Below are 19,953 nucleotides of genomic sequence, written 5' to 3'. Positions count from 1 at the left end.
AGCGCGGCGAGCAGCGGCGCGGGCATGTCGAGATCGGCGAACGCCTCGACGGCGGGCAACGCGGGGGTGATCGTCCTGGGGAGCGCGAACTCACCCTGCACGGCAGCAGGCCTGCGACCGTAACCGCCGGAGCGGTCGTGGCCGCCGGAACGGGCCGGTCCGCCGGAACGGGCCGGTCCGCCGGAACGGCGCGGTGCCGGCGAGCCGAAGCGGCCACCGCCCTTGCCGGCGGCGGCACTGCCCGTGCGGGTGCGGGCGGAGCGGTCGTTCGTGCGTGTGCGGTTCATGCGGAACCTTCCTCGATGCGGCTCATATCAAGGAATTCCCGCAGCGATGAACGGCATGGAGAATTACAAGTATGGACCGATGGCAATAGAAAGCACATCTGGCCGGCGGAAATCCACGCGGGCGCAGGTGCTGAAATGGTGACGCGCTGGGAAATGGAATCCGGGCGTCGACTGCGGCGTAGCTCATCAGGATCGCCGGCATCCCTGAAAGGGGAGCCGCGTGTGATGAGACCGCGGATTCCTCCGCGTCGCCCCGCATGGTGAACCGCTGCGGGAAACGCGTGCAGCTGGGGCCCGCACCCCGAAGGATGCGGGCCCCAGCTACAAGTGTGCGTCAGCGTCAGGCCGGAACGATGTTCTCGGCCGTCGGGCCCTTCTGGCCCTGCGCGATGTCGAAGTTCACCTTCTGGCCTTCGAGCAGCTCACGGAAGCCCTGGGCGGCGATGTTCGAGTAGTGGGCGAACACGTCAGCGCCGCCACCGTCCTGCTCGATGAAGCCGAAGCCCTTTTCCGCGTTGAACCACTTCACGGTACCAGCAGCCATGTCATATCTCCTTTGGGGCAGTACATCGGCATCCGCACTGCGCGGATGCCGTGTCGCCGCGATGATTACCCCGCCCGGAAAATGACCGGAAATACAGAAGTGCTCCCACCGGCAGGAGCCGAGTGAGGGCACTTGAAGTTTTTGGGAACCACAACTGCAACTGAGATCGACAGTAGCACGCTGGAACGGCCTGCGCGCGTTGAAGGATTCCACTCCGCTCATCCCGACAAAAACCCTTGCTGCACGGTTCGCCAAATCCTCATCTCGCGGGCAGAGATATTGATTCACTCGGAGTGCAGCGTTTTCAGGGAACAGGAGCTGTCCAGCGGCTCATGACGGCGTCGTGGGCCAGGATCCCGTAGTACCTCCGCTCCCCCGCGGACGCATCCGTACGCCCACCACCTGACACCGAGACGCCGGCGTGGCCGGGCCGGCTCACGCCAGTCGGCTCAGCGCCGCCGACACCAGCGTCAAGACACTCGGGCATTTCCGCATCGCCACCATGTCCGCGGTCCTGGCCGTCTACGCCCGCCTCGCCCAAATGCCGCTCGATGCGGACATCACCTCGCTGCGCTTCGCGATCGTCGGCGCGTCCCCTCTGCCGCCGGCGGTACGTGCGGCGTTCGAGCACCACACCGGCGTCCCCCTCTGCCAGGGGTGCGGACTCACCGAGGCCACCTAGCGGCAGCGCTCAGAGCTTCCTGCACGAACACCAGCGCCCGGAGGCCGCGGGCCAGCGCATGCCCTACCAGCAGGTGAAGACGGTACGGATCGACAGCGACGGCCACTGGCACGACCTCCCGCCGGGGGAACCCGGCATTCTCGCCATCAGCGGCCCCACCGTCTTCCCCGGCTACGTCGTCGGTCACGACGACACCGGACCGCGTATGGACACCCTCGGCAGCGTGCGCGACGGCTGGCTCAACACCGGCGACCTCGCACGCGTGGATCCCGACGGATTCATCCACCTGCTCGGCCGCGCGAAGGACCTGATCATCTGCGGCGGCCACAACATAGACCCGGCCGTCATCGAGGACGTCCTCCTCGCCCACCCGGCCGTCACCGGCGCAAGCGCCGCCGGAGGCCCCGACCCGCACTCCGGCGAGGTCCCCGTCGCCTACGTCATCCTCCAGGCCCGGCGCGACCGGCACCGGACCTGACGAGCTGATCGCCTTCGCCGCACCAGGGTGACCATGTGGCGGAGTTCGTCGAGGGTGTTCACGCTCAGGAAGCGGATGGTGCGAGCGGCCTCGCGGGCATCGGAATCCTTGGCGGCGACCTGTAGCGCTCCGGCCCGCACGGCGATGAGGCTGACCTGGTGGGACACGAAGTTCCTCGACTCGAACTCCCCCTCGGTGCGGGCAGCGTCGAAGCCGCATCAGCGGTGGCTGCCGGAGGCGTACCACGGGGTGAAACCACGTGACCTTGAAGGGCGGGACGTGGAAGGGCGGCACCTCGCACAAAATGCGGCCGGTCGGCGTGTACGGAGGCCAGGAGGCCGGCACCGGGCGGGACGCCTCGCTGGTTGAACCCGTCGCACTCCCCCCGCCCACGCTCGCCCCGCAACAGTTACCGAAGCGTAACTTCCTCGGGTGCCACCGACTTCAACTAGCGGTGCTAGTTTTCGCGCACCCCGCAACGAAGCAGTCCGAGGGAGCGAACTGTGAGCCGCTACGGAATTCGTCCGCATTCCACGTTCAACCGCCTGACCGCCACCGCGATCGCCACTGCGGCCTGCGTCTGGTTCGGTGCGCCGTCGGCCGACGCCGTCACCGCGGCCGACACCCCACCTGTCGTGTCCCGGGGAGTCACCATCCCGGCCTTCTACACCCCGCCCGCCCAACTGCCCACCGCCAACGGCGTCGTGATCAGGCAAGAACCCCTCCCCCTGGGAATCTCGCTGCCCGGCCTCGACGGCCGCCGTCTGCCGGGCAAAGCCACCCGCCTGATGTACAAGTCCACCGACTCCAACGGCCGGGCCGTCGCGGTGACCGGCGCCTACATCGAGCCGTCGGCGGAGTGGAAGGGCGACGGACCCCGCCCCCTGGTGGCGGTGGCCTCAGGGACCATGGGCCAGGGTGACCAGTGCGCGCCCTCGTTCGCCCTGCAACACCCGCTCACCGTCAGCGGAGAAACCCTGTCCATCGGCTACGACAACCTGGCGATCTACCGCCTCCTCGCCACCGGAGCGGCCGTCGTCGTCACCGACTACGTCGGTCTGGGCGCCACGGACCGGCTGCACACCTACGTCAACCGCCTGGACGAGGCGCACGCGGTGCTGGACGCCGTCCGTGCGGCGCGCGCTCTCCCCGGCACATCCATCACCCCCGGCTCGCGCGTCGGCCTGTACGGCTACAGCGAGGGCGGCGGCGCCACCGCGTCGGCGGCCGAACTCCAGCCCGCCTACGCGCCCGACGTCCAACTGGCCGGCACCTACGCCGGCGCCCCGCCCGCCAACCTGACCTCCGTCATGAAGGGGATCGACGGGAGTGCTCTGGTCAGTGCCCTGGGCTGGTCGATCAACGGCTTCACCCAGGCCTACCCCGAGCTGCGCAGCGTCCTCGAGGCGAACCTCAACGACGCTGGGCGCGAGGCCCTCGCCGACACGTCGACCATGTGCGTCGGGGACGCGATCCTCAGCTACGGCTTCACCCGGAGCACGGCATGGACGGCCAGCGGAAAGTCCATCGCCGACGTCATCGCCGCCGAGCCCCGCGCCCAGGCCGTCCTCGACGACCAGCGCATCGGAACGCTCAAGCCGGCCGGTCCGGTCCGCGTGGCCACCGGCATCCACGACGACGTCGTTCCGCACGGCCAGGCCCGCCAACTGGCCGTGGACTGGTGCCGCAACGGCGGCAACGTCACCTACGAGGCCATCAACCTGCCCAACCTCGGTGACAGGATCCTCACCAACCACCTCGCTCCCCTCATCACCGACCAAGGAGAGGCAATCTCCTGGCTCACCGACCGCCTGGAGGGCAAAGCAACCACGTCCAACTGCTGGGCGCTCCCCTTCCAGCGCTGACCCATCCGGCATCCGCCCACTCGGCCTCCGGGCGGGCGGATGCCGCAGCGCGCGGAAGATTCAGTCGGCAGCCAGGCCTGTGTGAACCGTTGACGTGCGAGCGCTCCGCTTCTACGGTCTCGTCCGATGACACGATCACCGTTCGATATATCGGACCACTTCGGAGACAGTCCTCCACCATCGAAGGAGACCGCAGTGAGCCGCACCCCAGCAGCGTCCTCAGTCTCACCTCCGGACGCGCCCTCACCGGCTTCCGGCGCAGAGCCCTCGTCGCACTGCCCGCCGCTGCCCTGCTCGCCCGCGTTCCGGGAACAGGTCGGGTTATCGGCCTGGCGACCTCCACCACGGGTGAGCCGGGCTCCTGGGCCGGCCGCGGGTCCGTCTACAGCTCGACCACGTCCGGCGACGACAACGCCATCAGCCCGAACCCCTGCGTCTCGTACGACACTTGCCGCGCGGGGCACCAGCTCCACCTACAGGTCAAGGAGGGCCGCTCCTCCAAGGTCACCGGCCCGTACGTCGACAAGAACGGCGTCGCTCGTCCACCCCTACTACGACGCCCAGGACAACGGCACCCCCGAACTTGGCGTCAACCTCTTGAACTGGAGATCCGGATGGCCCGTCGCCTACTGACCCTGCTCGCGGCCCTCCTCCTGGGCATCGGCGTGGCACAGTCCGCGCCCGCCGCCGAGGGCCGCCCGTACACGAACCCGGTCAAGACCCAGAAGGGCGCCGACCCCTGGATCTCCTACCACCAGGGCAACTACTACCTGGTGACGACGAGTTGGACCCACGTCATCACCATGCGCAAGTCACCCACCCTGGCCGGGCTCGCCACCGCGCCAAGCGTGCAGGTGTGGGACGGCAAGGCGGACAATGCCTCGCGCTGTTGCAACATCTGGGCCCCGGAACTGTACTTCTCCGGCGGCCGCTGGTACCTCTACTACACGGCGGGAGAGGACAGCACCGAGTTCGGCTCGCAGCGCCTGCACGTGCTGGAGAGCAGCGGGTCCGACCCGCAGGGCCCCTACCACCACAAGAACCGCCTGCAGCACTCCTCGCAGAGCGGCTGGCTCATCGACGGCAGCGTCATGACCGTCGGCGGCAAGCTGTACCTCCTGGCCAGCGCCTGGCAGGGCACCAACCAGAACGTGCTGATCGCCCCCATGTCCAACCCGTACACGGTCAGCGGCGCGTTCACCACCATCTCCTCCCCCACCCACGCCTGGGAGAAGGTGGGCTCGAACGTCAACGAAGGCCCGGAGGTGCTCCAGCGTGGCGGCAGAACCTTCGTGATCTTCTCGGCGAGCGGCTGCATGACCCCCGACTACAAGCTGGGCCAGCTCGAACTCACCGGCCCGAACCCGCTCGCCGCGTCCTCCTGGACCAAGAAGTCCACGCCCGTCTTCCAGCGCGACGATGCGGCCGGAGTGTACGGCCCCGGCCACAACGGCTTCTTCAAGTCACCGGACGGCACCGAGGACTGGATCGTCTACCACGCCAACGACGCCGCGTCCGACGGCTGCGACAACGGCCGTACGACGCGGGCGCAGAAGTTCACCTGGAACGCCGACGGCACCCCGAGATTCGGGAAGCCGGTCGCTCTCGGCACCACCCTGCCCGGCCCCTCGGGCGAGAGCGCGGCCACCCCGACGGCGTACACCCTCACCAACCGCAGCAGCGGCAAATGCCTTGAAGTGGCGGACGGTTCGACCGTCGACGGCGCCAGAGTCCAGCAATGGAGCTGCGACGGCGGCGGCAACCAGAAGTGGCGGATCGAGGACCGGGCCGACGACACCAGCCGCCTGGTGAACGTGGCGAGCGGCAAGGTCCTCGACACCGCCGACTGCTCCGCGGCCGACGGCGCGGCTCTGCGTCAGTGGTCGTGGCTCAACAACACCTGCCAGAAGTTCCGCCTCGTCACCACTGACGCAGGCTGGGTCCGCCTGACCAATCAGGCCACCGGCAAAGTCGCCGACGTCACCGACTGCTCGGCAGCGGACGGAGCCCACGTACGCCAGTGGTCCTGGCTCGGCAATGGCTGCCAGCAGTGGCAGCTCAAGCCGGCCTGACCCACGAACCCCGCACCGCCACGTCCACACCCTTCCTGCCAGGAGCACCCGATGGGCCGCAACTCGGACAGGACCGACGGCTCAGATCGTGCTTCCCTTCGTCCTGGACCGTACGGACAAGGCCACCAGCACGGCCACAGCCCCGCGGTGGCCAGGGGGGCCGGCAGCGTGAACCCGATCCCGGTGTCAGGAGGCTCCTCGGCACCGGGTACGGCGTCCCTCTCCGTGGTCAGGGTGGTCATGCGGGCGAACCTCTTCAGGCTCGTGTCCACTCAGCGTGCGCCCCGTTCGGGACGGCTTCCGCCGTTCCTGGCGGCTTCTTTGCGCCCGGGTGCCCTCTCTCCACACGTCCCTGACGCAGGCCGGCGGCGCAGAAGCACCCGATCGGCACCGGGCAACGCGTCGGCGAGAGCAGGGGAGGGTGCTCGAACAGCCCCTCACGTCAGGAGGCTGCGCCAGCGGTCGGCCGATTCCTTCATGTCCTCGACGACCCGCTCCAGGAACGTACCTGCCCTGAGAAGCCGCTGCCCCACCGGCGAGTCGGGGCCGAGCGTCTCGGCCGTCGCCATCGCGGCCTGCGCCGATTCCAGTGTCTGCCGCGCGCTGATCGCGATCGAGTGGTACCAGGCTTCGTCGTCGACGACGTAGATGTCGCGCCGCCGATGCGGATCGCGCTCGCGCCGGACATATCCGTGCCGGACCAGGGAGTTCACCGCCACGGAGACGGAGGCCGGGCTGACCTTCAGCCTGCGGACCAGCTCGGCCGCGGTGCGCCTGCCGTCTTCGGACAGCAACAGGTCGACGTGCACCCGCGCCATCGTCCTCGGCATCCCCGACCTGACCGCCAGCTCGATGATTTCGCCCTCCGCCGTGCCGCGCGACGGCCGGTCCGCGTGGGGGCGCACCGGTGTGCCGCGCCGCGCCCGCTCGACCGTCGCCTGGTGCGCCTGCTGGGGCCGGTAGTCGCCGGGGCCGCCGTTGCGTGAGACCTCCCGGCTGATCGTCGAGGTCGGACGTTCGAGCCGCCTGGCGATCTCGGCGTACGAGAGGCCGTCGGCGAGTCCGGCCGCGATGCGCTGGCGCTCCTGCTGGGTCAACCGTCCTCCTGGCATGCCGCCAGTATTGCCTTCGCCATCAGCCATTGCAACGTATCGTTGCATTCGGCGACACGCCATTGCATCAATTTCCCGCCACTGACCTGCATTTACACCACTCGTCGATTGACGACCCTTATGAACGCAACGTAGCGTTCAAGCAAGAGCAAACACGTCATGTCGCGAGATGAGGAATGGCGATGAGCGAGTCCGTCCACACCGTCACGACGCTGCCGACAGAGCGTCCGAGCGGCTGCCCCTTCGACCCCCCGGCAGAACTGCTCGACGCCCGCCGACACGGCCCCATCAGCCGCTACACCCATCCCGGCGGGAAACCCGGCTGGCTGATCACCGGATACGACATGGTGCGATCGGTCCTGGCCGACCCCCGGTTCAGCTCGCGCAAGGAGCTCATGAACGTCGTCGACTTCGAGCTTCCGCCGGCGCCACCCGGCGAGTTCCTCCTCATGGACGAGCCGGAGCACAGCCGCTACCGGAAGCCCCTGGTGGGCAAGTTCACCGTGCGGCGGATGCGCCTGCTCACCGAGCGGATCGAGCAGATCACCGCCGAACGCCTGGACGCCATGGAGAAGGCCGGTCCGCCGACCGACCTGGTGACCGCGTTCGCCAAGCCCATCCCCACCATCGTGATCTGCGAGATCCTGGGCGTGCCCTACGAGGACCGGGCGTCCTTCCAGGAGCAGATCGACGCGTTCATGGGCGGTGAGGTCAGCGACGAGGAGCTGATCGCGGCCTACACCGCGACCCAGGAATACCTCGCGCAGCTCGTGGCCGCCAAGCGCGCCGCCCCCACCGACGACATCCTCAGCGAACTCACCGACAGCGACCTGACCGACGAGGAACTGAAGGGAATCAGCCTCATCCTCCTCGCGGCCGGCTTCGACACCACCGCGAACATGCTGTCCCTCGGCACCTTCGCCCTGCTGCGGCACCCGGAACAGCTCGCCGCGCTGCGCGCCGACCCCGCACTCACCGACGGGGCCGTGGAGGAACTGCTGCGATACCTGAGCGTCGCCAAGACGTTTCACAGGACGGCGCTGGAAGACGTCGAGCTGGGCGGCCAGACCATCAAGGCCGGCACGACCGTGGTCCTCTCGTACAACACCGCCAACCGCGACCCCGATCGCTTCTCCGACCCCCATACGCTGGACCTTCGCAGGCAGGCCGCCGGGCACCTGGCCTTTAGCCACGGCATCCACCAGTGCCTGGGGCAGCAGCTGGCCCGCGTCGAAATGCGGGTCGCGTTCCGCGCGTTGGTCGACCGCTTCCCCACGCTGCGCCTGGCCGTACCGGCCGATGAGGTCGGCCTGCGCCCGGAGACCGCGGACATCTTCGGGGTGAAGAGCCTCCCGGTCACCTGGGACACGAAATGAGCGCGCCGCACCTGAGCGTCGACCGCGAGCGCTGCATCGGCGCCGGGATGTGCGCCATGACCGCCCCCGACGTCTTCGACCAGGACCCCGACGACGGCCTCGTACTCCTGCTCGACGCCGACCCGTCCCCCGCCCAACGCCCAGCCGCACACATGGCCGCCGGCCTCTGCCCCGCCGGGGCGATCACCCTCCGCGAGCCGGAACCCGGCGACTGCCGGTAGCCCTCAGAGCCGACGCCCGCCTGGGCGGCGTCTCGGCGTCTGCCGTCCGGCTGTCACACACCTGCGGCGGGACGGCGTCCACAGGGCGACCTTCCGAGCTCGAACTGAGCCAGCAGGCCCCTCGCCTGCGCGATGGGCTCGCAGTGGTCGGTGCCGATCCGCAGTGACCTGCGAAGGGCGATGGAGGCCCGGTGGTGATGTCGTCTCGGGACCAGAACGATGTTGCCCCGGCCGGAGCAACATCGTATCCGGGGTTTGGAGATCGTCACCAACGACAAGGAAGCGCGGCGTACTGGCAGACGCTCATGGCCCTCCAGCAGCTTCCCGGTACCGCCCGGTACGTGCAGTGACCCGCCCAGGAAGGACGCATCCCATGACACACGATGACGACGACCGGACCACGTTCTTGTGGGCACCGGCGACGGCACCGAGTACGACGGCACCGAGTACGACGGCACCGCCACCGTCCACGGGCGGGACTGCGTGATGCTGGCTGACACCACAGCGGGCGAGGCGGCCCTCTTCCTTCCTGGCTGCGCGAACCTACCTGCCCGCCCCCGACCTCGTCCGCTTCAGCAGCGAGCCGGCCGTGGAACGGGGCATCGAGACGGACTGGCGCCTCCCCGTCAACGACGACGCGGCACAAGTGGCCGACGAACTCCGCCACCACCTCTCCCTGGTGCGGTCACCCGCCGACAGTGTCAGCACAAGTCGCCTCCGGCAAAGGCAGAGCGGCCTGCATTGCATCCGCCGGCCGCCTCCACGTCACACAGGCGACAGTCCCCCTGATTGGCCGCCGGTCAGTAGTCGAATGCGTCGAGGTGCCGGCGCAGCAGGTCACCGATGTCTTCGCGGCCCCCTTCGACTGGCAGCGGCGAGGGGGTGTCCTCGCCGTTCGCCATGGCAAGGCTGCTGGCGAAGCGCACGAGGTTGGGCGCCGGAGCGAAGGAGTCGCGCAGCCAGACAGCGAAGGCTCCGGCTTCGTCCGCCGTCACATCGGTGAGGGTGATGTAGGCGTAGTCGGGCTCGATGATGGCCGCGGTGCCGTCCAGCCACACGTCCGGCGACAGCTCGATCTCGAAGTCCAGCACGGTCATCTCGTGGACGCCGGACCGCCGGTGCCCGATGGTGGGGTCGGGGAACGCCTCGCGCAGCGCCCGCTCCAGGGAGTCCAGCGTGGCGTGCCAGGCTCCGCTGTCCCCCTCGGGGGGATAGAAGGCGAAGTTCGTCCGGATGTTTCGTTCCGTGGCCATGGTCTTCCTTGTTCTCAGGGGACGTACCGCGTCGAGCCGGGCGTGCCCGTCATCGCCATCATGGACTGCCAGTGGACGGCGTTGTCCCTGCCGTTCGTCACGATCTCCATGCCCCTGATCTCACTGTTGGCGGGGTTGGCCATGGCCTGCTTGTACCGGACGAGTTCCCTCTCGTCACCCGCGTACATGGAGTCGACGACCGGGTCCCATGAGATCTTCCCCTGATTGTTGATCTTGACCGGCTTCGCCAGTGTCTCCTCGACCCGGTCCAGTGTGCGGAAGCTCGCGGGCGTTACGAATCAGCCCCTTGCTCGTCTCGCCAAGGACGTAGGAGCTGAAGCCCATCTTGTCGAGTGTTGCGGAGGCTGCCGAGACGTACACCTTGGCGAAGGCTCGTCCGGCTTCGTCGTCCCCTGCCATCCCGTGTTGCCGCGCCAGTTCGTGGCCGACGGCGATAGCCGTGTCACGCGCTCCCCGCATCGTGTCGAGAAGCCCCATGGAGCCGCGGATCATTCCCTCCGCGATGAACTTGACGTCCGGAGCAAGACCGACCACCGTCGCACCCCCTTGCAGACGTGAATCATCAACCTATCTCAGGCGGATCGCCGCTGTCCGGGCCATGCCATCCGCTCGGCTGATTGCTATTGGCGCTCAGGCGGAATCCGAACAGTGGCACCCCGTCAGGGTCGACGTCGTCGGGGTGGGCCGGCCTTCCAGAAGGAAGCTGAAGAAGGCTCGCAGGGCTTCGTTGCCCAGGTCCGAGGAGTGGAAGGGCAGCGCGTATGGCTCCTCGTCCCACTTCGAGTCGAACTCCACGGGATGGTCCCCCACCCAGTTGGAACGGGGCGCTGATGTTATTCACGGTGCCGCCGTCCGGGGAGAGACTCAGCGAGCGGATCAGACGGCCGGCTTCCCAGACCGCGAAGGCGAGCTGGTCCGAGACACTGCGCATCGCGTGCAGGATCACGCGGCGTCCTGCTGCCGCTTCCAGGAGCCTGCGCCGGCAGCTCCGACGGACGGCCGAGCCACGCTTGCGCGCGAAGCTCAGTGACTGAAGGCCGGACCCAAGCCACTGGCCTTCTCGCCCGCAGCTCACGGAGGCGAACCAACGGTGACAGCAAAGAACGCCGCCCACGCTGACATCCAGTTCACTACCGCGTCGGTGACCGGGCCGGGCTCGGCAGACGCGACCGACTCGATTCAGGCGAACTCGGCCTGGTGGGCATCACCGTCGACAGCGCCGCGAGCGCGGCCGAACTGCTGCGCGGCGACCGGGCACCCGGCCTCACCGTACTCACCACCGAGGAAGTTCTCGTAGGCGCTGACACCAACGAGATCCAAGTCGGTGTCGACGGAGAAGCCCTCACCCTGCCGGCCCCGGTGCACTGCTCGATCCGACCCACAGCGTTGCGAGTCCGCGTACCCCAGGACAGGCCGGGCGTTCCCCGCCCCAGGCCCCGACTCGACTGGCGCCGGCTGGGCCGCCTGGCGCTTCCCGGCAACAGCACCAGGCCGGCATCGGCCCCTGGCCACGAGCGTCCCGAGTGACGACCCCCCTCACGCTGTCGATGCCTGTCAGGCCCAAGTCGAGGACCATCTCATGGAACGCGAGTTGGCCGTCGAGGGTGCCACTCACGGGGGCCTCCTCCTCTGACCCGAGCCAACCGCGGTCCGGGAGATGGACACCGGCCAGCCCCCTATCGCATGCACGATCGCTCTGTGGTCGCACGCCACACGCGTACCGCATGCGCAAGCGTCGGGAGCCAGCCCCATGTCAGGCCCAGCATGAGCTGGGGTGGGCTTCCGGCATTCAGCAGACGAGCAACCCGACGTCCTGACGCCCCATCAGGGCGAGCGTCAAATGAGCGTCGAGATAATGTCGCCCTCACCCCTCCGAACCCGGGGCAACCTGCTCGCGACGCCCCCATAGCCCCGGGAAACCGCAGGTCAGCGGCACCACCCGAACCCTCTCCGGTTCACGTGGTGCGCCCACGAAAACAGGTCGGCCCGAGGGGCCAGAATCGACAGGGACGGAAGAAACAGCAGGTCAGGCGCCCTTCGCCACAGGCTCAAGAATCGCTACACACTCCACGTGCGACGTCATCGGAAAGATGTCACTGGCAATGAAGAGGCGCCAAAGCACAGGTCAGAGAGGGTTTTCCTGCCGCAGGAACGGCCTGCGAGGCGGCCGGAGCGTCAAACGAGCGTCAGGGCCAGGCACGCTCCTCTGTCTCCTTCTCGGTGTTCGGTGGTGTTCGTTTCTGCGTTCGTGGTTTGCGAGGCGCCTTCGGCGTCAGCAGCGTACAGATACAACGGTGATGTTGTCCCCGCCACCGGCGTTCATCGCGGCTGCCCAGAGTGCCTTCACGGCCCGGACGTCGTCGTCGGCGTTGTCCGCGAGGAGCGACTCCATCTCGGCTGCGTGCACCAGGTCGGAAGGCCGTCACTGCACAAGAGCCAGCGGGTTCCCGGAAGATAGACATCGGTTCCGGAATGTGGATGGACGGGTTCGAAGCGGTCCGCTCCGCCCAGGGTCTGGAGGACGATGTTTGTGGCCGTGACTGGCTCGCCGCAGTCCTCCCAGGGCGTACTGGGTGAGTCGTCCACGGAGACCTGGCCCAGGTAGCCTCCGTCCTCGCGGTACAGCCGGGAGTCCCCCACGTTGAACCAGGTGATCTCATGCGGTGTCACCAAGAGGCCGACTGCGGTCGTGCCCGCTCCCGTATGTGCGGGATGAGCACGGGCCAGTTCGTACAACTCTTCGTTAATGTCCAGGAGCACCTGCATGACGCCGGGAGACAGCAGTGCGTAAGCGCCGGTCTCTGGGCGCGCGTACGGACCGCAATACGTGGGTGCGGATCGAGCGTCGCGGACTCGATCGGAGCCGTTACACACTGAGCCTTTTCAGAATTGGGCTTCGGTCCTGCGGCGCAGTGCGCGCTGACCTGCGTACACCAGGCAGGAGCGTCACCCGATCAATGAGCTAGCTGAAAAGGCTCACTGCTGCTCGGGCCCGGTAGCGCCGGCGGCGGTCCACGTCGATGCCGACGTGGACCGCACGGCCGGGCCTCCTTCCCGAGCTCATGCATGTCCGACGATGGAAGTCGTCAGGCTGCGCACGGAGGGGCCCGGCCCTCATGGGGTCGGGTCAGCGGACGCCGGCCGTCTGCCGGCGGCGCACGTACACCCCCGCACCGCCGATCGCCGCCAGGGCTGCGGCCGCGCTGACGGAGATCGGCTGCCAGGACCCCTCGGCCGCCGGTGTCGCGGACGCGGCGGGGACCTGTTCCGGCTGTTCTTCCACGAGGCCGCCGTATCCGCCGGCCAGGCCCTTACGGTCGTACGCCGAGCCGGGCATCTTGTCGCCGTAGCGGGCGGTGACCAGCTTCTGGTAGGCGGCGAGGGTAACGCCGCGCTTTCCGCCGAGGCCGCTGGTCGCCTCCTTGTTGAGCGGCTCGACCCTGCCGTCGGCGGTGAGCCGGTACCAGGCGTTGATCTGCGGCTCGGTGAAGGTACGGGCCTTTGCGGTGCCGCGCTCGGCGAAGCCGACCTCGGCGTCCCCGTCTCGGATGCCGGCCAGCTGCCAGCCCTCGGCACCGACGTTCCGCGGGCCGCTTCCCGTCGTGGCGGCGTTCCCCTTGGGCGCGAGCAGTACGGCGGCGTTCTTGCCGTCGGATGCGGTCACCCGGGAGGCCAGGTAGGAGAGCCGGAGCGCAGTCTGCGGGGTCGCCTGGGTCTTGCCGGTCACGAACTCTGGGCTGAGCTCGAACATCGGCACCGGGTCCTTGAGATCGAACCCGGGCGGCGCGGCGTCCGCGGCGGGTGCGTTCCCGGGGGTGCCGACGGCGCCGCCGTCCGCGGCGGGGGCACTGCGGGGCTGTCGGGCCGAGACCAGGAAGCGGGAGACAGTGTCGCGGAGTTGGTCGCTGCGGATGGCCTGCTGGGCGGACTGGTAGCCCGCGATGCCGTCGCCCTCCGCGGCCTGTGCGGGAACGATTCCGCACAGGACGGCGGCGAGTCCGGTCGTGGCGAGGACGGCGGCCCGGAGTGTCGCGTGCCTGGCGTGTCGCGTGGTCTGCATGGTCGGTCTGCTCCTCAGCCCTGGATGCCGATGCGGGAGTGGGTCCACTGGAACGAGTTGTTGTTCGTGTATGTGGAGTGGTTCCACCAGGTGTAGGTCTGGGTGGTCTGCCACGGGTCGCCGACCGCGATCATGTTGGTGGCCTTGTCGTAGCCGTAGATGACATTCATGTGACCGCCGCCGGTGCGCCAGCCGAACCGGACGGCGAACGGCCGGTTTGCGTCGATCTCGGCGGCGGACTCGCCGAACGAGGCGTTGCGGTACAGGCTGCGGCCGCTGTTCCTCAGCCCCAGCTTGGCCAGGCCGTTGGCCATGTCCTCCAGCGTCGCGGGCTGGTTGTTGCAGTCCACCCAGGTGCCCTGCGCGGCGAGTTGGCAGAACCGCTCCTGGCTGACGGAGCGGCCCCAGTGTTTGGCGATGGTCACGCCGGAGGCGTCCCAGCACCACTGGGTCCTGACCTGCTTCTGCATGTCGATGTTGAGCGTCTTCGAGGTCGCGGGTTTCGGGTTCGGGTTCGAACCGCAGACCGGCAGGGCCGTGGTGTTCTCGTAGATGAAGGCGTCAGCGATGTAGTACGAGCCGGTGTAGATCCACCGCGGGTTGTTCTCCACGGTGTCGCCGGTGGTCCGGCAGGACATCTGGATCCTGTCGCCTACCTTCGAGGACCCCTTCACCTGGGCCGAGAGGGACGGCTTGGCCCGGTGGTTGATGGTCTTGTAGTTGCCCTGCCCGCCGATGACCGTGCCGCTGACCACATCGGCCTGGGCGAGCGCACCGAAGCCGAACAGCAGACCGCCGGAGACTGCGGCGGTGATCGCGACTATCAGCGCTTTCTTGCGGCGGGACGCGCGACGTTTGTGCATCATGCTCCTTGATCTGAGAAATACGGAACTTGCCTGCCCGGCAGCCCGGTCGTCCGGTCTGCGCGACAGATGTCGAAGGGCGCCTGGCCCGGCGGGCGGCGCACGTTAGATGACGGGCAGTCAGCCAGCTGGCGCTGAGCGGAACGGCGCGGGAACATCACGGCCGCCACGATGCTTGGGCTCACACGACGCGCTGGTTACGGACCGCTTCACCCGTCGCCCCGCGGCTGCCTGCGGGCTCGGGCCCGGCGGACCAGCAGCACCCCGAAAGCGGCCCCGGCGAGGGCGGCCAGGGCCAAGCCCGTCGTGGTCCAGGAGAAGGTGCTCCCGTCGCTGGCCGGGGCGGGCTGTGCGGATGCGGTGGCCGAGGGCACGGCTGTGGCCGAAGGGCTCGCAGGAGCAGGCGCAGGAACGGGAGCGGTGGGCGCGGCGGAAATGCTGGGCGGTGCCGGGTCGACGACTGGTACGGAGACCTCGCGTTCGGCGTGTCCGAGGGCGGGGAACCCGATATGGACGTGCACCTTCCAGGCGCCGGGTGGCAGGACCTCTGCCGTGCTCCAGCCGGTGCGCGTGCCGGAATCCCGGACCAGCTTCCAGGGACCCACGGTGCGGGTGCCGTCCACGCTGGTCGCGTTCACCGTGGCGGCGACCGCCTCCTCGATGGCGTCCCCGTCGTTCTCCCAGGTGATGTCGGTGGTGAGGTGGCCTTCCCGCTGCCCTGTGATTACGACTTTGACGGTGTCGCCGTGGGCCTGGGCCGGGGTCGCCAGGGCCAGGGCCTGGGCGAGGAGGAGGAACAGGACCCCGAGTCCGGTACGTGCCGGGGGTCTCTGGCGTGTACGCATCGTTGTGGTGCTTCCTGGTGCGGTGGGGATGCGAGGGGCTGCCACCGCTGCGGTGCGGTGGAGGTGTGGTGCTGTGAGGGAGCCGGCGGACGGCTGCAGGGGGAAGGTGGCCGCCCGCCGGCGGTTGATCAGACGGTCGAAGGTCAGCCGGCCTTCTGGACCGTCCAGACCTGCGTTGCGCGCCCGTCGGCGCGCTGGAGGTCGAGCAGCAATTCGCCGTAGTACGGGCGGTTGCTCACGCTGAGGGCGTATCCACCGCTCGCGTCGGTGATGGTGGTGGTGGTGCCTGAGCGGGAGTTCAGCTTCCACTGCTGGGTGGCGGCGCTGCCGCAGGGCTGCTGCGCGATCCACATGCCCGGGGCCGGGGCCCCGCCCGTTTGCAGGCACTTGCCGGACACCGCGGACTTGATGCGGAACAGCCCCCTGCCGGCGTCCTCGAACAGCCACTGCTGCTGGGCGTAGCCGTTGGCGCGGGCTCCCACGAGGAGGGTGCCGTCGGCGCTGCGGCCGCCCCACAGTTCGGCGGCCATGCCGGTGCTGCCGTTGCCGAGGGTGTAGCGGGTGCCGGGGGTGACGGTGCCGCCGCCGGCGCCGGTGGTGCGGAAGGTGGTGACGTTGCCGGGGCCGCTGTCACGGCCGGCGGCGTCGCGCACCGAGACGGCGACCTTGTACTCCGTGCCGGGCTGGAGGTTGTGGATGTTCAGCGTCTGCGACTGGACCCAGGTGAGGTGTTTGCCGTTGAGGAGCACCTGGTACCAGGCGGCGCCCTCGACCTTGGGCCAGCTTGCCACCGCGGAGTTGGACCGGATCTGGCCGACGGTTACGGCCGGCCCGCCACCGGGCTTCTTGGTCGGGGTGGGTGTGGGGGTGGGCTGCGGGTTGGGGTCGGGGTTCGGGTTGCCGCCCTTGCCCTTCATCAGGAACTGGTTGTCGGCGATGTTCCAGTGTGTGGCCAGGTAGCTGCCCGGCTTGGGGCTGGTGTGGAAGTAGTCGTCGTGGTTGCAGTCCAGGATGTTCTCGGACGCCTTGTTGGTGCAGATGTTGCGCATCTGCGGGTAGTACGGCGTGTCCGAGTAGCACATCACGTCCCACTCGTCCGTGCAGTGGGCGCCGCGGCTGGTGTTGGGGGCGCTGTTGTTGACCGCGCCGAGGTTGTGGCCCAGTTCGTGCGCGGCGGTGTGGCCGCCCCAGCAGCCGGAGTCCGTACGGCCGTAGGAGGGGCCGAAGTTGCTCAGGTTGTTCTGGCCGGGGCGCTCGTCGCCGGCGAACGTGCCTATGCCGCAGTAGACCTGGCTGTCCGCGAAGATCATGTACTTGCGGTCGCGGCGGTCGAGGCCCTTGGCGGCCAGCGCGTTGTTGGTGGCGCTGAACTCGGCGAGGGCGGAGGCCGGGAGCTCGATGTTGAGCACGGTCGGCGTGCAGTCGGCGGCCGTCACGTAGCGGATGTGCCGGACGCCCGCGGTCTCCTGGGCGCTCGCCGAGTAGATGAGGTCGGCGTCGGCCGCCCACTTGCGGAACGACGCGAAGTACTCCGAGTAGCGGTCGCGGCCGGGGCCGTGCACGTATACGACCTGGACGCGGTTGCCGGTGCTTCCGTCACCGTCGCACTGGACGGTCTGCCCGGCGGGCCCGGCGGCCGCGGCCTTGCCGCTGCCGCCGGCGGGGGCCGGGGCCGGGGCCTTCGACGCCGGGGCCTTGGCGGATGCTGCGTCGGCGGCGGGCGCGCCCTGGGGACGCCCGCTGACTTCGGCGGCAGCCACTTCGCCGGACTCCGGGCGGGCCGGATCGGAAGCCACGGCCTTCGTCTTGACGACGGGGGCGACGTCGGCCTTGATGTCGACGCCCTTCGGCGGGGCGTCGGGACCGTGGCTGCACAGCCCGGCCTCCGTGCGGTAGACGCCGACGCACTTGTCGCCCTTCGGCGCGGCCTTGAGGCCGTCGTAGACCATGCCGCGCCTCGTGTCGTTGGCGGGCGCGTCCGCGATGGGCGCAGGCTCCGCGTCACGGGCCGGCGCGGCGGCCGGCGTGAGCGCGTCCGCGGCTGCGTCGGCCTGAGCGGCGGTCCCCGCCTGGGCGTTGTCGCCGAGCCCGAAGTAGGTGATGCCCCCCGCCATCACCGCGGCCGACGCCATGGCGGCGGTGAGGAGTATCAACCGGCGGGGCTTGCGCCGGTGTTCACGTCTCTTTCGACGGCGACCTGTCATGCGCACCTCAAATCCTTGGTCGGAGGAGTGGGTGCACGGAAGCCTGCCAGACGGGCACGGTGGAGAATTCGGACAAACGGGAATGGACTTCGAGATACCTGACCGTTACCTTGGCGGCTGAATCTGATGATCTATCAAGTTCCTTTAAAATTAAGCTAGTTATGCGTGTAGACATGTAAAGGTCCAGGCCATTTCGATGATGTCGTTATGGAATCGAGATAATCGAGTGAGGCTTACTGACGGAAATTCAGTCAGTAATTCATCCAATTACTACCGGACGAATTCCCCCTGTTACGATCCGTATGGAATCCCTCGCTCCGTCTGAGGGGTGACGGACTCGGCGATGCGAAGGCCTTAATGCGCGACGGGTCCAGCTACCGGCGGGTCGCGCAGCCTGGGCCTGAACTGACCTCCAATGCCCGGATCTTCGTCTTGTATCCCATCGCTCTCACGCCCCCGGCACGGGTGATCGGCGTGGGCCGGGCCGTGCTGTCACGGCCCTGGAGTCCTAGCTAGGCCTTGGGACTGGTAGGCCCCGGCGGCGACGGGCTCGGGAAACGAAGACGGTGGGTCTCCCAGTCGGACCGTGACGGCTGTCCCGTCGTCGGTGACGTCGTCGACGTCGAGGCGGACGATGCGGGTGACGGGTTGTGCGTAGAGGAGGACGAGCGCGGCGGCGACGCGGGTTCGCAGGGGCAAGGAGTCGTCGTTGGGGGTTCGCCGGAGCAGGGCGAGCCGACGGTGCTGGTGCAGTGGTGCCTGGTCCTGGTGGCGACCTGGGGCGACAGGGTGCGGCGAGGCATCCGGCCGGTCTTCATGCACCATCGCATGAACGTCTGGGCCGGGCGGCGGGTGGCCGGCTTCTGCCAGTCGTCGAGGTCGGCCTGTAGGCAACGGTCGATGGTGCAACCTCGGTCGGCGAGCCAGGTGACGGGCAGCCGCCCGGCGGTGGTGCCGTCGGCGTTGAAGCCGGTGGCTCACACGTCGTGGAACCCGTCGACGTACGACTCCCACACCAGTGGCCGAGAAGATGCGGCGATAGATCCGCTCGGGGCGCACGAGCGTCCGGTCCCGGTGGTGTACTCGTCGCCCCAGGTGATGATGATCCGGCCGTCGGCGGTCTGCGCCACCGCGGGCTTGGACTGCTGTCCGTCGGTGAGGGAGTTGGCGACCTTGCGGGCCACCGCGAACCCGCCCGTCGTGTTCACCTTGGCCAGGCCACGGTCGGGCGGAGCTGATCACCGTCGCCGGAGGCGTGCGGACGGGGGCTGGTGACCGTACCGCTCGGGCTCGCCTTCCGCACGGCGATGTCGCCGTATTTGTTTCCCGTCCGGGTACGCCGCGCACACAACGACCGCGTTTCCGTTGTCGCCGATGCCCACGTCGGGCTTCTGGCTGGACCAGGTGGTATTGGTCCCGCTGGTGCTCAGCTTCTTCTCGTCCCACAGAGGGACGCCGTCCTTGTACATGCGGATGTACACGTCAGTGCCGAGCTCGGTGTCCGCCGAGCGTGCCGGTCGCCGCTCTCGTACACGACAGCCGTGTAGGCGTCGTTCCTGAACCGCTCGACGCCATCGCGCTGGTCGCCCGCCGCGGATACGTTCACCCGCGAGTAGTGCTCGGGAGAACTGCCGTTGGGTGCCGCGGCCGTGCAGTCCGCGCCGGGCCCGACTGTCGCCGACCGGCCGGCGCCGACCACGACGCCCTCACCGGAAGGAAGGACCCCGCCCCGATCTCCGCGGTCGGACCCAGCCCGCAGAGGCCGAGGCCCTCCTCCGCGTCTGGGTCGATAGCGGTATCGACACCAACGACGCCGCCCAGCGGTAGGCCCTCGAAGACCTCGCCGACGAGCGCAGGGTCCGTGTCAGGCGGCCGCCAAACGCGGCACGACCTCGGTCACGCCACCCTTCGTGTTGAACAGCTTCAGGCTCGACACCTCCCCGTCCAGACCGGCCCTTGCCCAACACACAGCTGTCCAAGATAGCTTCGGCTTGCCGAACAGCCCTGCCTTCCTCCTCCGTTCGTCACGGAGCGTGTTCAGGCAGGAAATCCGAGATGGAGGACAGGGCA

The 19,953-nt window shown here is 68.7% G+C and carries 17 protein-coding genes and 4 pseudogenes; 7 read left to right on the top strand and 14 right to left on the bottom strand.

Features of this window, described 5'->3' with window-relative positions:
• Together IE136_RS29755 and IE136_RS29750 are read right to left on the bottom strand one after the other, a co-directional pair.
• Positions 1-287: pseudogene (locus IE136_RS29755) on the bottom strand (DEAD/DEAH box helicase); the annotation flags it as partial.
• Between the two features lie 340 nt (positions 288-627).
• Positions 628-831 carry a cold-shock protein gene (locus tag IE136_RS29750; RefSeq protein WP_003973099.1) on the bottom strand — a complete coding sequence of 68 codons (204 nt, stop codon included), beginning with the start codon at positions 829-831 and terminating at the stop codon, positions 628-630.
• A gap of 502 nt (positions 832-1,333) precedes the next feature.
• Here IE136_RS29750 and IE136_RS36105 point away from each other — a divergent pair.
• Together IE136_RS36105 and IE136_RS36100 are read left to right on the top strand one after the other, a co-directional pair.
• On the top strand, positions 1,334-1,513 hold the full coding sequence (locus IE136_RS36105) for a hypothetical protein (protein WP_229819282.1): 180 nt from the start codon (positions 1,334-1,336) through the stop codon (positions 1,511-1,513).
• Positions 1,514-1,571: 58 nt separating this feature from the next.
• Complete coding sequence (locus tag IE136_RS36100; RefSeq protein WP_229819280.1) at positions 1,572-1,991, top strand: AMP-binding enzyme; 420 nt, start codon at positions 1,572-1,574, stop codon at positions 1,989-1,991.
• A 17-nt stretch (positions 1,992-2,008) separates the two neighbouring features.
• On the opposite strand, the pseudogene IE136_RS36095 reads toward IE136_RS36100, so the two are convergent.
• A pseudogene (locus IE136_RS36095) lies at positions 2,009-2,173 on the bottom strand (histidine kinase); the annotation flags it as partial.
• A gap of 336 nt (positions 2,174-2,509) precedes the next feature.
• Here IE136_RS36095 and IE136_RS29740 point away from each other — a divergent pair.
• Together IE136_RS29740 and IE136_RS29735 are read left to right on the top strand one after the other, a co-directional pair.
• On the top strand, positions 2,510-3,856 hold the full coding sequence (locus IE136_RS29740; RefSeq protein WP_444545724.1) for a lipase family protein: 1,347 nt from the start codon (positions 2,510-2,512) through the stop codon (positions 3,854-3,856).
• Positions 3,857-4,470: 614 nt separating this feature from the next.
• The gene (locus IE136_RS29735; RefSeq protein WP_158991407.1) at positions 4,471-5,928 is read left to right on the top strand and encodes a family 43 glycosylhydrolase; all 1,458 of its coding nucleotides are present in this window, start codon (positions 4,471-4,473) and stop codon (positions 5,926-5,928) included.
• 437 nt (positions 5,929-6,365) lie between these two features.
• On the opposite strand, the gene IE136_RS36875 is transcribed toward IE136_RS29735, so the two are convergent.
• On the bottom strand, positions 6,366-7,040 hold the full coding sequence (locus IE136_RS36875) for a GbsR/MarR family transcriptional regulator (RefSeq protein WP_158991405.1): 675 nt from the start codon (positions 7,038-7,040) through the stop codon (positions 6,366-6,368).
• 182 nt (positions 7,041-7,222) lie between these two features.
• On the opposite strand from IE136_RS36875, the gene IE136_RS29725 reads away from it, so the two are divergent.
• Together IE136_RS29725 and IE136_RS29720 are read left to right on the top strand one after the other, a co-directional pair.
• Complete coding sequence (locus IE136_RS29725; protein ID WP_189601855.1) at positions 7,223-8,416, top strand: cytochrome P450; 1,194 nt, start codon at positions 7,223-7,225, stop codon at positions 8,414-8,416.
• Complete coding sequence (locus IE136_RS29720; protein WP_158991402.1) at positions 8,413-8,637, top strand: ferredoxin; 225 nt, start codon at positions 8,413-8,415, stop codon at positions 8,635-8,637. The genes IE136_RS29725 and IE136_RS29720 overlap by 4 nt, the downstream gene beginning before the upstream one ends.
• Before the next feature lie 800 nt (positions 8,638-9,437).
• Here IE136_RS29720 and IE136_RS29715 read toward each other — a convergent pair.
• From IE136_RS29715 to IE136_RS36985, 5 genes and pseudogenes are all read right to left on the bottom strand, one after another.
• Positions 9,438-9,890, bottom strand: coding sequence for a hypothetical protein (locus IE136_RS29715; RefSeq protein WP_158991400.1), 453 nt, complete (start codon positions 9,888-9,890; stop codon positions 9,438-9,440).
• Between the two features lie 14 nt (positions 9,891-9,904).
• Entirely contained in the window at positions 9,905-10,105 is a 201-nt protein-coding gene (locus IE136_RS36075; RefSeq protein ID WP_506417211.1) for a restriction endonuclease fold toxin-2 domain-containing protein, read from the bottom strand.
• Entirely contained in the window at positions 10,065-10,445 is a 381-nt protein-coding gene (locus IE136_RS29710; RefSeq protein ID WP_229819278.1) for a hypothetical protein, read from the bottom strand. The genes IE136_RS36075 and IE136_RS29710 overlap by 41 nt, the downstream gene beginning before the upstream one ends.
• A gap of 96 nt (positions 10,446-10,541) precedes the next feature.
• A complete protein-coding gene (locus IE136_RS29705) occupies positions 10,542-10,721 on the bottom strand; it encodes a DUF6928 family protein (RefSeq protein WP_443070377.1) in 180 nt (59 codons plus the stop codon).
• Positions 10,722-10,740: 19 nt separating this feature from the next.
• Positions 10,741-10,986, bottom strand: a pseudogene (locus IE136_RS36985) (DUF6928 family protein); the annotation flags it as partial.
• A 56-nt stretch (positions 10,987-11,042) separates the two neighbouring features.
• On the opposite strand from IE136_RS36985, the pseudogene IE136_RS36070 reads away from it, so the two are divergent.
• Positions 11,043-11,438, top strand: a pseudogene (locus tag IE136_RS36070) (diacylglycerol kinase); the annotation flags it as partial.
• Positions 11,439-13,038: 1,600 nt separating this feature from the next.
• Here IE136_RS36070 and IE136_RS29695 read toward each other — a convergent pair.
• From IE136_RS29695 to IE136_RS29675, 5 genes are all read right to left on the bottom strand, one after another.
• The gene (locus tag IE136_RS29695) at positions 13,039-13,971 is read right to left on the bottom strand and encodes a hypothetical protein (protein WP_158991394.1); all 933 of its coding nucleotides are present in this window, start codon (positions 13,969-13,971) and stop codon (positions 13,039-13,041) included.
• Between the two features lie 14 nt (positions 13,972-13,985).
• Positions 13,986-14,837, bottom strand: a complete 852-nt coding sequence (locus IE136_RS29690) for a papain-like cysteine protease family protein (protein ID WP_158991392.1) — start codon at positions 14,835-14,837, stop codon at positions 13,986-13,988.
• 206 nt (positions 14,838-15,043) lie between these two features.
• Positions 15,044-15,679, bottom strand: coding sequence for a hypothetical protein (locus IE136_RS29685; protein WP_158991389.1), 636 nt, complete (start codon positions 15,677-15,679; stop codon positions 15,044-15,046).
• Between the two features lie 143 nt (positions 15,680-15,822).
• Complete coding sequence (locus IE136_RS29680) at positions 15,823-17,832, bottom strand: RICIN domain-containing protein (RefSeq protein ID WP_229819276.1); 2,010 nt, start codon at positions 17,830-17,832, stop codon at positions 15,823-15,825.
• 1,028 nt (positions 17,833-18,860) lie between these two features.
• A complete protein-coding gene (locus IE136_RS29675) occupies positions 18,861-19,091 on the bottom strand; it encodes a hypothetical protein (RefSeq protein ID WP_158991383.1) in 231 nt (76 codons plus the stop codon).
• Positions 19,092-19,953: the final 862 nt, after the last annotated feature.

Origin of the sequence: Streptomyces lateritius, assembly GCF_014649715.1 — a bacterium.
GTDB lineage: Bacteria > Actinomycetota > Actinomycetes > Streptomycetales > Streptomycetaceae > Streptomyces > Streptomyces lateritius.
The sequence above is the reverse complement of the archived record's forward strand: the minus strand, read 5'-3'. Positions and strand labels throughout refer to the sequence as shown.

Bases quoted from the DNA above. Each gene is read 5' to 3' on its own strand.
- IE136_RS29720 (WP_158991402.1), top strand. From the start codon at position 8,413: ATGAGCGCGCCGCACCTGAGCGTCGACCGCGAGCGCTGCATCGGCGCC.
- IE136_RS36875 (WP_158991405.1), bottom strand. From the start codon at position 7,040: ATGCCAGGAGGACGGTTGACCCAGCAGGAGCGCCAGCGCATCGCGGCC.
- IE136_RS36105 (WP_229819282.1), top strand. From the start codon at position 1,334: ATGTCCGCGGTCCTGGCCGTCTACGCCCGCCTCGCCCAAATGCCGCTC.
- IE136_RS29735 (WP_158991407.1), top strand. From the start codon at position 4,471: ATGGCCCGTCGCCTACTGACCCTGCTCGCGGCCCTCCTCCTGGGCATC.
- IE136_RS29750 (WP_003973099.1), bottom strand. From the start codon at position 831: ATGGCTGCTGGTACCGTGAAGTGGTTCAACGCGGAAAAGGGCTTCGGC.
- IE136_RS36100 (WP_229819280.1), top strand. From the start codon at position 1,572: ATGCCCTACCAGCAGGTGAAGACGGTACGGATCGACAGCGACGGCCAC.
- IE136_RS29715 (WP_158991400.1), bottom strand. From the start codon at position 9,890: ATGGCCACGGAACGAAACATCCGGACGAACTTCGCCTTCTATCCCCCC.
- IE136_RS29725 (WP_189601855.1), top strand. From the start codon at position 7,223: ATGAGCGAGTCCGTCCACACCGTCACGACGCTGCCGACAGAGCGTCCG.
- IE136_RS29685 (WP_158991389.1), bottom strand. From the start codon at position 15,679: ATGCGTACACGCCAGAGACCCCCGGCACGTACCGGACTCGGGGTCCTG.
- IE136_RS29690 (WP_158991392.1), bottom strand. From the start codon at position 14,837: ATGATGCACAAACGTCGCGCGTCCCGCCGCAAGAAAGCGCTGATAGTC.
- IE136_RS29695 (WP_158991394.1), bottom strand. From the start codon at position 13,971: ATGCAGACCACGCGACACGCCAGGCACGCGACACTCCGGGCCGCCGTC.